The organism is Nonomuraea fuscirosea, assembly GCF_003001935.1.
GTDB lineage: Bacteria > Actinomycetota > Actinomycetes > Streptosporangiales > Streptosporangiaceae > Nonomuraea > Nonomuraea fuscirosea.
On sequence record NZ_PVNG01000014.1, the window covers coordinates 205,233 to 217,925 of the forward strand.

Consider the following 12,693-nt stretch of genomic DNA (forward strand, 5'->3'; position numbering starts at 1 on the left):
GATTGAGTGCTCGCATGAACGTACTCATTCTTGGCGGGACGGCTTGGCTCGGGCGCGAGGTGGCGCGGCAGGCGGCCGGGCGTGGTCACGCGGTGACGTGCCTGGCACGCGGCGAGAGCGGTCCCGTGGCCGGCGGCACGACGCTGGTGACGGCGGACCGGCGGGCCGCGGACGCGTATGAGCAGGTGCGGCGCCAGGACTGGGACGCGGTCGTGGAGGTGTCGTGGCAGCCGGGCCTGGTGCGCGGCGCCTTGGCGGCCCTCGGTGAGCGGGCGAAGCACTGGGTCTACGTGTCCTCCGTCAGCGCCTATGCCGATCACGGGGTGCCCGGCGCCGACGAGTCCGCGCCGTTGCTGGAGCCGACCGACGTCGACGAGGCCGACAGGGAGCTCTACGGCGAGGCGAAGGCCGCCTGCGAGCTGGCCTCGGCCGAGATTCTGGGCGACCGGCTGCTCATCGCGCGGGCCGGGCTGATCGGCGGGCCCGGCGACCACAGCGGGCGCTCCGGCTACTGGGTGGCGCGGGCCGCCCGCGACCCGCACGCGCCGCTGCTGGTGCCCGACTCCGCCGGCATCCCCACCCAGGTGATCGACGCTCGTGACCTGGCCGCGTGGCTGCTCGACTGCGCCGAGACCGGCACCACCGGCACGTACAACACGGTCGGGCCGCAGGTGCCCTTCGGCGAGTGGATCGAGCTGTGCCGCACCATCGGCGGGCACACCGGCCCGGTGGTCACCGCCGATCCCGCGTGGCTGCTTGAGCAGGGCGTCGCCGAGTACATGGGGCCTGAGTCGCTGCCGATGTGGCTGGTCGAGCAGGGTTGGGAGGGCTGGTCGTCCCGTTCCGGCCAGGCCGCACTGTCCGCCGGCCTCCGCCACCGCCCCCGGGCCGACCTGCTCACCGACCTGCTGGCGTGGGAGCGGGAGGAGGGGCTCGACCGGGACCGGCGGGCTGGGCTCAGCGCGGGGCGGGAGCGGGAGTTGCTCACCCTCCTCGGCGACACGGCACGCTAGGAAGCGGGAAGCGGGAAGCGGAGTCCCGTCCGGGACGGGCGCCTCTGTGCTGGTCGACCGTTTCTCCGCTGTCGGCGGTCCATCAAGCGCTCCTCGTCTGCTCGACGAGTCCGCCTGGCTCGCCGCTGCTGCTCAGCGCCCCGCTTGGCGGGTGCGTCTCGTCTGCGCAGGTCAACGTCGTGCGGGGTGCGGTTTCCCGCGTGCGGCTGGGGGCAGTGGCGGGGTCGAGGAGGTGCCTGTGACTGCAGCCGACCATGCGCGAGCCCGCGGCCACCGGCAGCCGTGTGCCCACGGGCGGCACGGTGGCTTGGGGCTACCCGGCGACTTCGGGCAACACGGTGACCTGGGCCGGCACCCTGACCCGGGCCAGCACCGCCGCCCAGGCCCGCGCCGTGACCCCGGCCGGCACGGGGGCTTCTGGCAACGCCGTCAACCGGCGCGACGCTGTCTGCTCGGGCAGCTTGGGCGCTTTGGGCGACGTTGTGAGTTCGTGCGGCACCGTCTTGATGGCGGGTGGGTGGGTGATGGCGGCGTGTGGGGTCGTCGGGTGGCTCGTGGGAGGGTGTTGTGAGACTGCCCGCACCGCGTGGTCCGCTCACCTCGTTGCTGTTCGAGCGGCTGGTTCACCCGCCGGAGGCGTACCCGTACCGGGCGAACGGGCGGGCGGGTCAGGGGCGGTTCACGGACCACCAGCATCCGCGAGCGCCGCACGGGCACCTCAGCGAACGGCGGCCGGCGGCCGATGGGCGGTCGGCGCATGCGTACGCGCATCTCATCGGCGGGCATGGGGCGGAAGGGTGGCCTTCGCCGTTGCATGTCGGCGATGGTGGTCTGGGGGATGACGACTTCCAGTTGGCCCTGTTCGCCTGCTACGAGCTGCACTACCAGGGCTTCCAGGACGTGGACGACCGCTGGGAGTGGCATCCGTGGCTGCTGGCCGCGCGGGCCGTACTGGAGGAGCGGTTCGAGGAGGCGCTGGGTCGGGCCGTGGCCCGGCCGTCGCTGGACGGGCCGAAAGGGGTGCGGCGGGCGCTCAACGAGCTGACCGCCGACGACGCGGGACCCTCCGTGTCCACGTTCCTGGCTCGTCACGCCGACCGCGGACAGTTCCGCGAGTTCGTCGTGCATCGGTCGATCTACCACCTGAAGGAGGCCGACCCGCACACCTGGGCGATCCCGCGCCTGCGTGGCGCGGCGAAGGCGGCGCTGGTGGAGATCCAGGCCGACGAGTACGGCGGCGGCCGGCCGGAACGCATGCACTCCGAGCTGTTCCGCGCCACCATGCGCGGCCTCGGCCTGGACGACTCCTACGGCGCCTACCTCGGGCAGGTGCCGGGCATCACGCTGGCCGTCTCGAACGCCATGTCCCTGTTCGGCCTGCACCGGCGCCTGCGCGGCGCGCTCGCCGGGCACCTGGCCGCGCTGGAGATGACCTCCTCCCTGCCCAATCGCCGCTACGCGACCGGTCTGCGCAGGCTCGGCGGCGACGATGACGCCGCCCGCTTCTATGACGAGCACGTGCAGGCCGACGCGGTGCACGAGCAGATCGCCGCCCACGACCTGTGCGCGAACCTGGCCGCCGGTGAACCCGCGCTCGCGCAGGACATCCTGTACGGAGCCGCGTGCGCCCTGGAGCTGGAGCGCCTGTGGGCGGGGCACGTCCTCGACCGGTGGGAACGGGGGGTCACCTCCCTCGTCGAGGCACCGGCCGCGAAGGTGCCCGCGCGGGAGGGATGCGATGCCGCCTCGAAACGATGACGCCGCGATGGAGAGGGACGGTGCGGCGGCGGGCGACCATGGCGCCGCACCAGGTTCGGACCCGCACGCGGAGGCGAAGGCGAAGCCGGGCACGGAGGCGGGTTCCGGGGTGGTGACGGTGACGACCTGTGAGGACGGGCCGCTGCTGGTGCGGGGGGCGTTCGAGCTGGTGACTCAGGACGGTGAGTCCATTCCGGCCGGGCGGGCCACGGTCGCGTTGTGCCGGTGCGGCTTGTCGTCGGTGAAGCCGTTCTGCGACGGGTCGCACAAGGCGGCGGGGTTCAAGGCGGCGAGCGAGCCCGACCTGCCGGGCTGACCCGGCGACCGGCCCACGTGCTGGGCCGGCTGCCGGCCGAGCCCCTGGGCCCGCTGTCTGCGCAGGTCCCGGCGCAGCCGGCGGACGGAGTGGGCCGCGCGGCTGAGTTTCCGGCCCGCGTACGGCACTCCGCCGCGTACGGAGGCGGCCAGGGCGAGCCAGCTGCACGTCGCCCGTTCCAGCACCCAGATCGGGGCGCACAGTGCGGCGGCGGCGGGGAAGACGTGCCTGCCTCCGGCTCGGCGGCGGCCGGTTTCGGCCAGGGCCACGGTGAGCGCGGCGCCTGCGGCCAGGGCGGTGTATCTCCGGCGCAGCAGGCAGACGGCCACGGCGGGGAGCACGGACAGGAACACCGCCATGCGGACGGGCTGGGCCAGGTCGTCGTACGCCTGCCGGACCCGCTGCCCCCAGAAGCGGGCGGCGTCGGGGGGCAGGCGGCGCACGTAGAGGTCGAGCGGGCGGAGCTCCCTGCCGCCGTGGGCCCGGACGGTGCGGATGAGCTCAAGGTTCTCGAACAGGACGTCGCCGTCGTACCCGCCGCCCATCCGTTCGACGAAGGAGCGGCGCAGGCCGAACGTCCCGGGATAGTCGGCGCCGACACAGCGGTTGAGCAGCGTGCGGGCGGTGTCCCAGAGGGCGTGCCAGGGCAGGTGGGTGAAGTGGTTCTGGGGGCGGACGAGGTCGGCGCCGGCGAGGAGGGCGTCCATCCTGGCGAGGGTGTGCCGGTCGTACCGTACGTCGTCGTCGGCGATGATCACGTGCTCGGCGCGGGCCAGGCGCAGGCCGGTGATGACGCCGTTGACCTTGCCGTTGGCGAAGCGGAGGTCGGGCGCGGGGCGTACGTGCTCGGCGAGGCCGCGCCAGGCGGCGGCGTGCCGTTCGAACAGCGGCGGGGCGGAGCCGTCGACGACGATGACCCGCACGTGCCGGCGGAGGGAGCCGAGGTAGGCGGTCAGCTCGTCGAGGCCGGAGTCGTCCGCCCAGCGCAGCGGCAGCACGTAGTCCACATCGCCGCGCCTGCCCGGCAGGAGTGCCGCTAAACGGACGGTTGAAATGGGTGTTTCGGACCGCCCCGATCGTGGTCACGATATCCGAACATACTGGTGGTTGGTCATGTCCGAATATCGCTGGTCCGGCGTCGCGGGGGCTGCGATGCTGCTCGCCGCCGACGTTGACCTCTTCGGAAGGACCTGATCGTGACCTCCACTTCGATCGACCACGCGGCCCGGTTCCGCGCCCTGCACCAGGGTGCCGTCCTCGTGCTGCCCAATGCCTGGGACGCGGCCTCGGCCGCCCTCGTCGAGGCCGCGGGAGCCCAGGCCGTCGCGACGACGAGCGCCGGCGTCTCGTGGGCGAACGGCGCCCCCGACGGCTCAGGGCTGGGACGGGAGGCGATGGCCGCCGCGGTCGCGCGGATCGTGGCGGCGGTGCGCGTGCCGGTCACCGCGGACATCGAGGGCGGGTACGGCGACGTCGGCGGCACCGTGCGCGCGGTGATCCAGGCCGGCGCGGTCGGCATCAACCTGGAGGACTCCCCCGGCTCTCCCCTGCTTCCGGCCGGCGAGCAGGCCGAGCGCATCGCCGCCGCCCGGGCCGCCGCCGAGGCGGAGGGCGTGGACCTGTTCGTCAACGCCCGCACCGACGTCTACCTGGCGGGTGTTCCGGGGGATCAGGCGGCCGAGGTGGAGGAGCGGGCGCGGGTCTACGCCGAGGCGGGGGCGGACGGGCTGTTCGTGCCCGGGCTGCTCGACCAGGACGTCATCGCCCGTCTGGCCAAGGGGCCGCTGCCGCTGAACGTGATGGCCGGCCCGGGAGCGCCGCCGGTGGCCGAGCTGGCGGCGGCCGGGGTGGCCAGGGTGAGCGTGGGCTCGGCGATCGCCCAGTCCGCGTACGCGGTCGCCGCCCGGGCCGCGGCCGAACTGCTGGCGGGCGGCACGTACGAGACGCTCGCGGACGGCCTCGCCTACGGCGCGCTGAACGACACCCTGCGCTGACCGGCCCCCACCACGCTCGACCCTGAGCGGGGCTTTTGCAGGGGGTTGATCGGGGGCACGACCCTCCGGAGGGCTGCGAGCTGGAGGTTCGATGCGTCTGGACACGCTGTTCGTCAACGGCCGGTTCACCACCCTGGATCCCGACCGGCCGTACGCCACCCGACTCGGCGTGTTCGGCGGCCGGGTCGCCGGGCTGGACGACGAGCTCGACGGCGTGGGCGCGGACGTGGTCGTGGACCTGGGCGGGGCGCCGGTGGTGCCGGGGTTCAACGACGCCCACCACCATCTGAGCCTGCGCGGCCAGCGGATGCGTGAGCTGGACCTGCGGGTGGCCACCCTGGACGAGTTGTACGCGCGGGTGGCCGAGCGGGCCGCCACGCTGCCCGAGGGCGCATGGGTGCGCGGCGGCGGCTACGACCAGTACAAGCTGGGCGCCCACCCCGACCGTGAGGCCCTGGACCGGGCGGCGGGCGGCCGGCCGGTCTGGGTCCAGCACACCTCGTGCCACATGGGCGTGGCGAGCACGGCGGCGTTCGCGCTCATGGGGTTCCCCGCGCTGGAGGACGTGCCCGACGTGCCGGGCGGCGCGGTGAGCCGCGACGAGCGCGGGCTGCCGGACGGGCTGCTGGCCGAGCAGGCCCAGGAGCTGGCCCTGCGGCTGCTGCGGCCCCTGGCGCACGAGGAGTTCGTCGCGGGCATCGCGCTGGCCTCGCGGGCCGCCGCCGCCGAGGGCCTGACCAGCTTCACCGAGCCGGGCGTCGGTCTGGGCCTGGCGGGCAACGGGCCCTGGGACATCGCGGACTTCCAGGACGCCGTGCACCGCGGCCTGCTCCTGCAGCGCGCCACGCTCATGCCGGGCTCGGCCAATCTGCACGCCGTGGAGGCCAGGTTCGGGCTGGATCTGGGCGTACGCACCGGCCTCGGCGACGAGTGGCTGCGGATCGGCCCGGTGAAGCTGTTCTCGGACGGCTCGCTGATCGGCAGGACGGCCGCCATGTGCCACGACTACGAGGGCGAGCCGGGCAACCGGGGCTTCCTCCAGGAGGAGGAGACGGCGCTGCGTACGTTCATCCTGCACGCCCACGGCTCGGGCTGGCAGGTGGCCACGCACGCCATCGGCGACGCGGCCGTGGACGTGGTGCTGGACGCCTACGCCGAGGCCCAGGCGCGGCATCCGCGCCCCGGCGCGAGACACCGGATCGAGCACTGCGGCCTGACCACCGACGCGCAGGTGGAAAGGATCGCCGAGCTCGGCGTCATCCCGGTCCCGCAGGGCCGGTTCGTGACGGAGCTCGGTGACGGGATGCTGGCGGCGCTGGGCCGGGGCCGGATCCGCGGCTGCTACCGGCAGCGCTCGTTCCTGGAGGCGGGGATCGTGCTGCCGGGCAGCTCCGACTGCCCGGTGGTCGAGGGCGCGCCGCTGCTCGGCATCCACGACCTGGTCAACCAGACGACCGCGGCGGGGGTGCCGTTCAACCCGGACGAGGCGCTGACCGTGGAGCAGGCGTTGCGGGCGTACACGACAGGGTCGGCGTACGCGGTGCGCGAGGAGGAGCGCAAGGGCACGCTGGGCCGCGGCATGCTGGCGGACTTCGCGGTGCTCTCCGACGACCTGCTCGCGACCGGACAGGAGCGGATCGGGGACATCGTGGTGATCGCCACGGTCGTGGGCGGCCGGCTGGTGCACGACGTCCGGTGACGGCGGTGGGGCCTGAACCGCCTCGGCGGCGAACCTGGAGGATCCGGGCGAACGGGGCCGGACATCGTCCGGGGCCGCCCGGCGGCCGTACGCGGAACCGGTGGACGGACGGAAGGCCGCCTTCCCGCGGGCGAAGCGGGGAGGCGGCCTTCCGGGCCCCCATGGTCTAGGCGGTGGTGCCGGCGACCTCCGGCTTCGGCGCCGGCCCCGGCTCCGAGATGTCCAGGCTGTCGCGGAGCTGGGCGGGCTTGAGGAAGATCGCGGCGATGAGCCCGACGACGGCGATGGCCGCCGAGACGAGGAAGATGTGCCCCGTGGCGTCGCCGTAGGCGGCGCGCACGATCTCCTTGATGGGCTCGGGCAGGGCCGCGATGTTCAGGCTGCCGCCGGCCGCCGCGGCGTCCCCCGTGACCGGGATGCCCGCCTTGGCCAGGCCCTCGCTGATGTTGGTCGCGACCTGACCGGCCAGGATGGCGCCGAGCACCGAGACGCCGACGGTGCCGCCGAGCGAGCGGAAGAAGGTGACCGCGCCGCTGGCCGCGCCGATCTCGCGCAGCGGGACCGTGTTCTGGATGACCAGGACGAGGTTCTGCATGGACATGCCGACGCCGACGCCCACGAGGAGCATGTACGCCGAGACCAGCACGAGCGGGGTCTCGTGGTCGATCGTGGCCAGACCGGCGAAGCCCGCCAGCAGGACGATCAGTCCGGCCAGGATGTACGGCTTCGTCCGGCCGCTCTTGGAGACCATCCGGCCGCTGATGGTCGAGGAGAACAGCACGCCGACCATCATGGGGATGGTCAGCAGGCCGGCGGTGGTGGGCCCGTACCCGCGGCCGATCTGGAAGTACTGACCGAGGAAGACCGAGCCGCCGAACATGGCCATGCCGACCGCGAGGCTGGCCAGGATGGCCAGCGCGGGGGTGCGGCGGCTGATGACGTGCAGCGGCACGACCGGCTCCTTGACCACGGACTCGACGAAGACGGCCGCGACGAGCAGCAGCACGCCGCCGCCCGCCATCACGGCGGTCTGCCAGGAGAGCCAGTCGAAGGAGTTGCCGACGAACGTGACCCAGATGAGCAGGACGCTGACGCCCGCGGCGATGAGGGTCGCGCCCCAGTAGTCGATGCTCACGTCGGCGCGGCGCACCGTCGGCATGTTCAGCGTCTTGGCCAGCATCGCGAAGGCGGCGACGGTGAACGGCACGGCGATGAAGAAGCACCAGCGCCAGCCGAGCCAGGAGGTGTCGGCGATGAGGCCGCCGAGCAGCGGACCGCCGACCGTGGCCACGGCCATGACGGCGCCGAGGTAGCCGTTGTACCGGCCGCGCTCCTTCGGCGGGATCATGGCGGCGATCACGACCTGCGTGAGGATCTGCAGCGCGCCCATGCCCAGGCCCTGGATCGCCCGAAAGGCGATGAGCTGGCCGGTGTTCTGGGCGAAGCCGCAGGCCAGCGAGCTGACCATGAAGATGACGATGGCGATCTGGAGCAGCAGCTTCTTGTTGAACAGGTCGGCGAGCTTGCCCCAGATGGGCGTCGAGGCGGTCGAGGCCAGCAGGGATGCGGTGACGACCCAGGTGTACTGCGACTGGCTGCCCTCAAGGGCGCCGATGATCTGCGGCAGCGCGACCGAGACGATGGTGGCGCTGATCATGGCGACGAACAGGACGAGGAGCAGGCCGCTGAGGGCTTCGAGGATCTGGCGGTGGGTCATCGGCTCCGCCGCCGCGGACGGCGCTGCCGGCTGGGCACTCACACGCAACCTCCGATCAAGGGGAAAGGGATGCAACCTGGACACCTTACATGCTCATGTGGCAACTTTGCGCATTGAGCATTTATTCCCCTTGGGTAAGCTTGGACACATCATGAGCATGACAGGGCTGCGCGAGCGCAAGAAGGCCGAGACGAGGCAGGCGGTGCACGAGGCCGCGCTGCGGCTCACCGTCGAGCACGGCCTGGAGAACGTCACCGTCGAGGCCATCGCCGACGCCGCCAACATCTCCCGCCGTACGTTCTCGAACTACTTCGACGGCAAGGAGGACGCGCTGCTGTACGGCGAGTCGCAACGCCTCGGCACACTCGTCCGGCGGGTACGCGAGCAGCCGCCCGACCGGTCCGCCTGGCGGGCGCTGCGCGGCGCGCTGGACAGCCTGCACGAGGAGAGTGACGTCGCCGACCGCGCGCAGCACGTGCGCGCCCGGCTGGCCATGAATCACCCCTCCTTGATGGCCCGGCAGCTGGCCTACCGGGTCCGGCTGGAGCAGGAGCTCAGCGCGGCGGTGGCCGGGCGGGAGCAGGCCGGCGACGCGGGCCCCGAGCTGCTCACCGCCGCGTTCCTGACCGCGCTGCGGGTCGCCGCCCAGTGGTGGTGCGCCGAGCAGGAGACCCGGTCGTTGCACCAGCTGAGCGTCCTGGCCCTCGACCAGATCGCCCGGCCGTTCACCTGACCGCGGCGGGCCGACTTGAGCGGAGCCCGGTGCGCCGCCGTGCCGTATGGATCGTGGGAACGCTTCTGGGACACACTGAGCAGACCGGTCGTACGCCACTCCTCACCGCTGGAGCGTCCATGAACCTGGAACCGATCCCCACCGACCAGCTCGCCTTCCGGATGCCGCCCACCTTCGACGACGTGGCGGACGAGCGGCGTCACCGGCAGGAACGTCTGGTGGCGGCGCTGCGCCTGTTCGGCAGGTTCGGCTTCGAGGAGGGCGTCGCCGGGCACATCACCGCCCGCGACCCCGAGCACCTGGACCACTTCTGGGTCAACCCGTTCGGCATGAGCTTCAAGCACATCAGGGTCAGTGACCTGATCCTGGTCAACCACCAGGGGCAGGTGGTGCACGGCGGCCACCACGTCAACCAGGCCGCGTTCGCGATCCACTCGATGGTGCACCAGGCCCGTCCCGACGCGGTCGCCGCCGCCCACTCCCACTCCGTGCACGGCAAGGCGCTGTCGTCCCTCGGCGTCCTGCTCGAACCGCTCACCCAGGACGCCTGCGCCTTCTACGAGGACCACGGGCTGTTCGACGACTACACCGGCGTGGTGCTGGACGTCGAGGAGGGCCGCCGGATCGCCCGGGCGCTCGGCTCGCACAAGGCCGTCATCCTGCGCAACCACGGCCTGTTGACCGTGGGCGGCTCGGTGGACGCGGCGGCCTGGTGGTTCATCACCATGGAACGCTCGTGCCAGGCGCAGCTGCTGGCCAAGGCGGCCGGGCCGACGGTCTCCATCGAGCACGAGCAGGCCAAGCTGACGCACGGGCAGATCGGCGGCGACTTCGCCGGCTGGCTCAACTTCCAGCCGCTGTACGACCAGATCGTCCGCTCCGACCCGGACCTGTTCGACTGACCAGAGCTGGTCGATCGGCGGGGGTCTGTTCGGGCTGACAGGGCCTGTCCGACCGGCAGGGCCTGTCCGACCGGCAGGGCCTGTCCGACCGGCAGGGCCTGTCCGACCGGCAGGGCCTGCTCGACTGACAGGGCCTGCTTGCCCGGCAGGGCGTGACCGTCCTGCCGGGTGGCTAGCGGGCCGGCAGGGTGGTCAGGGTCTTCCTGCCGTCCGTCACGATGATACGGAAGTCGTCCACGCCGGAGGCCAGGGCGAGCTCGTCGTCCCCGTCGCCGTCGTAGTCGCCCGCCGCCAGCGGCCTGGACCCGGCCGCCGCGGCGAGCCGCCCGCCCGCGCGCAGGCCGCCCGCCGCGCCCCAGAAGGTCAGGATCGGCCGGGACCCGCCGCCGAAGGCGAGGTCGTCGCGGCCGTCGCCGTCGAAGTCGCCCGACACCGCCCGGCCCGCGGTGCCCTTGAACGTGCCGGTGCGCCCGCCGCCGTAGTAGACGGTCAGGGTCTGATCGACCGAGGGCGCCTCGCTCTCGTAGCCGGGCTCGTCGTTGCGGCTGCCGTCGTCGCCGACGGCCACGTCTCTGGAACCGTCGCCGTCGAAGTCGCCGAACGCCGCCGACATCCCCTTGTTGAGCTTGCGCCCCTGCTTGGCGGGCCCGCCACGGCCGGGGGTGAGCAGCCAGCCGGAGGTCTGCTCCCCGTCGTCGCCCTCGTACACGAGCAGGGCCGTGGCGTGACCGGGGCCGATCCGGTCCACGCTCATCCGCCAGAACTCCGAGCCGGTCGGGGACGGCTGGACGCTCCGCCTGCGCGGGGCGCCGTCGCGGGCGAAGGGCCCGTACAGGACGGCCAGGTTCGTGTCGGAGGCGCCGTGCGCCGGCGGGCTGGACATGGCCACGTCGGCGGCGCCGTCGCCGTCGAAGTCACCGGCGACGGCGCGGTAGTTGCCCACGTCGCCGGCCACGGGGAGCGGCACCGGGGTCGGCGTCGCCGTGGCCGCGATGCCGCGCGGGCCGCCCCAGAAGATGTGCGGGCCCATCCGGTGCTCGCCGCCGCCCGGCCGGCCGTACGCGAGGACGTCGCCGAAGCCGTCGCCGTCGAGGTCGGCCCTGATGCCGTCGTCGATCAGCCAGGGGTCGAACGTCTCGGACGTGATGAGCGTGCGCCTGCGGGGGTCGAGGCCCTGGGGCGAGCCGTGGACGATGGACAGGTAGCGCCGGTCCTCGCGCGGCAGATCGACCTGGACGACCAGGTCGGAGCGGCCGTCACCGTCGATGTCGTCGGCGCGCCGCGCACCCGGTGCGGTGGGCGGCGCATCCGGCGTGGTGGGCGGCGCATCCGCGGAGACGGGCGGCGCGGACGTCGCCGGGGTGGAGGTGGCGGGCGCCGGAGTGGCCGGCGGGCGCGGCGTCGTCCCGGGGCCGCACGCGGTGACCAGCAGGGCCAGCACCGGCCAGATCATCACCTTACGCGGCACGACCACAGCCTAGCCGCCGTCCCGCCGCCGCGCCCTGCGCACGCGGCACGCCGCGACCCCGCCCAGGCGCGCCCGTTCACGAAACGCCGGAGCGCCGCCCCGCCTGCACGAAAGGCCGGAGCGCCGCCCCGCCCGCACGAAACGCCGGAGCGCCGCCGCGCCTCGTTCACCCGCACGCGGCGGAGCCGCGGGTCACCAGTCGCCGCGGTAGAGCTGGCCGCGGATCGCGCCGCCGGGGAACGCGGCGGTGTGCAGGTTCACGTACCAGTTCTTCGGGTTGTTCCAGATGCGGCGCGAGGTCGCGCGGTCGGCCTTCACGCTGCCGGCCACACCGTTGACGCTGGGGGGCAGGCCCTTGTCGGCCGCGAAGAAGGGCACCACCACGGGCCCGTTCTTGCCCTTGGGGGCGCGGTGGATGTGCGCCCCGACCGGCGCGCCGATCCGCTTCCAGGCGGAGGCGAACCACACCCGGTCGCCTTCCGGCTGCACCAGCCATCCGGCGCGGCCGTTGTGGTCGCCGACCTTCATGCCGGGCGCGGGCACCTCCTGCCGGCCGTTGGCCTGCGTGGTGAGCGTCTTGCCGAAGCCGTGCGACAGCACCGACTCCAGCTCGACCGGGCGGATCCGGTACAGCTGGCCGCGTACGGCCCCACCGCCGAAGTCGGCGTTGTGCAGGTTGGCGTACCAGTTGCGCGGGTTGGTGAGGATGCGGCGCAGCAGGTGGCCGTCCTTGACCAGGACCGTGCCCTTGACGGCGTGCAGGGAGGCGGGCAGTGCCTGGCCGATGAACGGGATCCTGACGTCGCCGTTCTCACCGGCCCGGCCTCGGTGGATGTGGAAGCCGCTGGGCGCGTTCACCTTGCTCCAGCGGACGGCGTAGTCGACCCGGTTGCCGTGGATCCGGAACACGGCGAGGGCGCCGCCGTCCGGGTCGCCGACCTTGGTCCCCTGGGCGGGCACCTCGTTGTCGCCGTCGAGCGAGGCGGCCAGGTAGATGGGGGTGACGGCCTGCGCGGACACGGGGCTGAGCGCGGTCGCGATCAGTGCCGTGGCGGCGGTCAGGCCGGTAAGGACGAGGGTGCGCTTGGTCATG

General features: G+C 73.3%; 10 protein-coding genes and 1 pseudogene. 7 read left to right on the forward strand and 4 right to left on the reverse strand.

Annotation, left to right across the window (positions count from 1 at the left end; translation table 11 throughout):
- The first annotated feature begins 14 nt into the window (after positions 1 to 14).
- The 3 genes and pseudogenes from B0I32_RS30685 to B0I32_RS61735 form a co-directional block, all read left to right on the forward strand.
- Positions 15 to 1,013, forward strand: a complete 999-nt coding sequence (locus tag B0I32_RS30685; RefSeq protein WP_106245685.1) for a Rossmann-fold NAD(P)-binding domain-containing protein — start codon at positions 15 to 17, stop codon at positions 1,011 to 1,013.
- Positions 1,014 to 1,580: 567 nt separating this feature from the next.
- The gene (locus B0I32_RS30690) at positions 1,581 to 2,771 is read left to right on the forward strand and encodes an iron-containing redox enzyme family protein (RefSeq protein WP_245956128.1); all 1,191 of its coding nucleotides are present in this window, start codon (positions 1,581 to 1,583) and stop codon (positions 2,769 to 2,771) included.
- A 7-nt stretch (positions 2,772 to 2,778) separates the two neighbouring features.
- Positions 2,779 to 2,982 (forward strand): annotated as a pseudogene (locus B0I32_RS61735) (hypothetical protein); the annotation flags it as partial.
- On the opposite strand, the gene B0I32_RS30700 reads toward B0I32_RS61735, so the two are convergent.
- Positions 2,946 to 4,094 carry a glycosyltransferase family 2 protein gene (locus B0I32_RS30700; protein ID WP_245956129.1) on the reverse strand — a complete coding sequence of 383 codons (1,149 nt, stop codon included), beginning with the start codon at positions 4,092 to 4,094 and terminating at the stop codon, positions 2,946 to 2,948. The pseudogene B0I32_RS61735 and the gene B0I32_RS30700 overlap by 37 nt on opposite strands.
- 189 nt (positions 4,095 to 4,283) lie before the next feature.
- Between B0I32_RS30700 and B0I32_RS30705 the strand changes: the two genes are divergently transcribed.
- The gene (locus B0I32_RS30705; RefSeq protein WP_181307943.1) at positions 4,284 to 5,081 is read left to right on the forward strand and encodes an isocitrate lyase/PEP mutase family protein; all 798 of its coding nucleotides are present in this window, start codon (positions 4,284 to 4,286) and stop codon (positions 5,079 to 5,081) included.
- A 91-nt stretch (positions 5,082 to 5,172) separates the two neighbouring features.
- On the forward strand, positions 5,173 to 6,780 hold the full coding sequence (locus B0I32_RS30710; RefSeq protein WP_106245691.1) for an amidohydrolase: 1,608 nt from the start codon (positions 5,173 to 5,175) through the stop codon (positions 6,778 to 6,780).
- Between the two features lie 166 nt (positions 6,781 to 6,946).
- Here B0I32_RS30710 and B0I32_RS30715 read toward each other — a convergent pair whose 3' ends face one another.
- The gene (locus tag B0I32_RS30715) at positions 6,947 to 8,497 is read right to left on the reverse strand and encodes an MDR family MFS transporter (RefSeq protein WP_106245693.1); all 1,551 of its coding nucleotides are present in this window, start codon (positions 8,495 to 8,497) and stop codon (positions 6,947 to 6,949) included.
- A gap of 151 nt (positions 8,498 to 8,648) precedes the next feature.
- Here B0I32_RS30715 and B0I32_RS30720 point away from each other — a divergent pair, with 151 nt between their 5' ends.
- Positions 8,649 to 9,230: a TetR/AcrR family transcriptional regulator gene (locus B0I32_RS30720; RefSeq protein ID WP_219912080.1), complete on the forward strand. Its 582-nt coding sequence runs from the start codon at positions 8,649 to 8,651 to the stop codon at positions 9,228 to 9,230.
- A 119-nt stretch (positions 9,231 to 9,349) separates the two neighbouring features.
- Positions 9,350 to 10,132: a class II aldolase/adducin family protein gene (locus B0I32_RS30725; RefSeq protein ID WP_106245695.1), complete on the forward strand. Its 783-nt coding sequence runs from the start codon at positions 9,350 to 9,352 to the stop codon at positions 10,130 to 10,132.
- A 172-nt stretch (positions 10,133 to 10,304) separates the two neighbouring features.
- Here the strand turns inward: B0I32_RS30725 and B0I32_RS30730 are convergent, their stop codons facing one another.
- Together B0I32_RS30730 and B0I32_RS30735 are read right to left on the reverse strand one after the other, a co-directional pair.
- Complete coding sequence (locus B0I32_RS30730; RefSeq protein ID WP_146178365.1) at positions 10,305 to 11,600, reverse strand: FG-GAP repeat domain-containing protein; 1,296 nt, start codon at positions 11,598 to 11,600, stop codon at positions 10,305 to 10,307.
- 192 nt (positions 11,601 to 11,792) lie between these two features.
- Positions 11,793 to 12,692, reverse strand: coding sequence for a CHRD domain-containing protein (locus B0I32_RS30735; protein ID WP_106245699.1), 900 nt, complete (start codon positions 12,690 to 12,692; stop codon positions 11,793 to 11,795).
- Position 12,693: the final 1 nt, after the last annotated feature.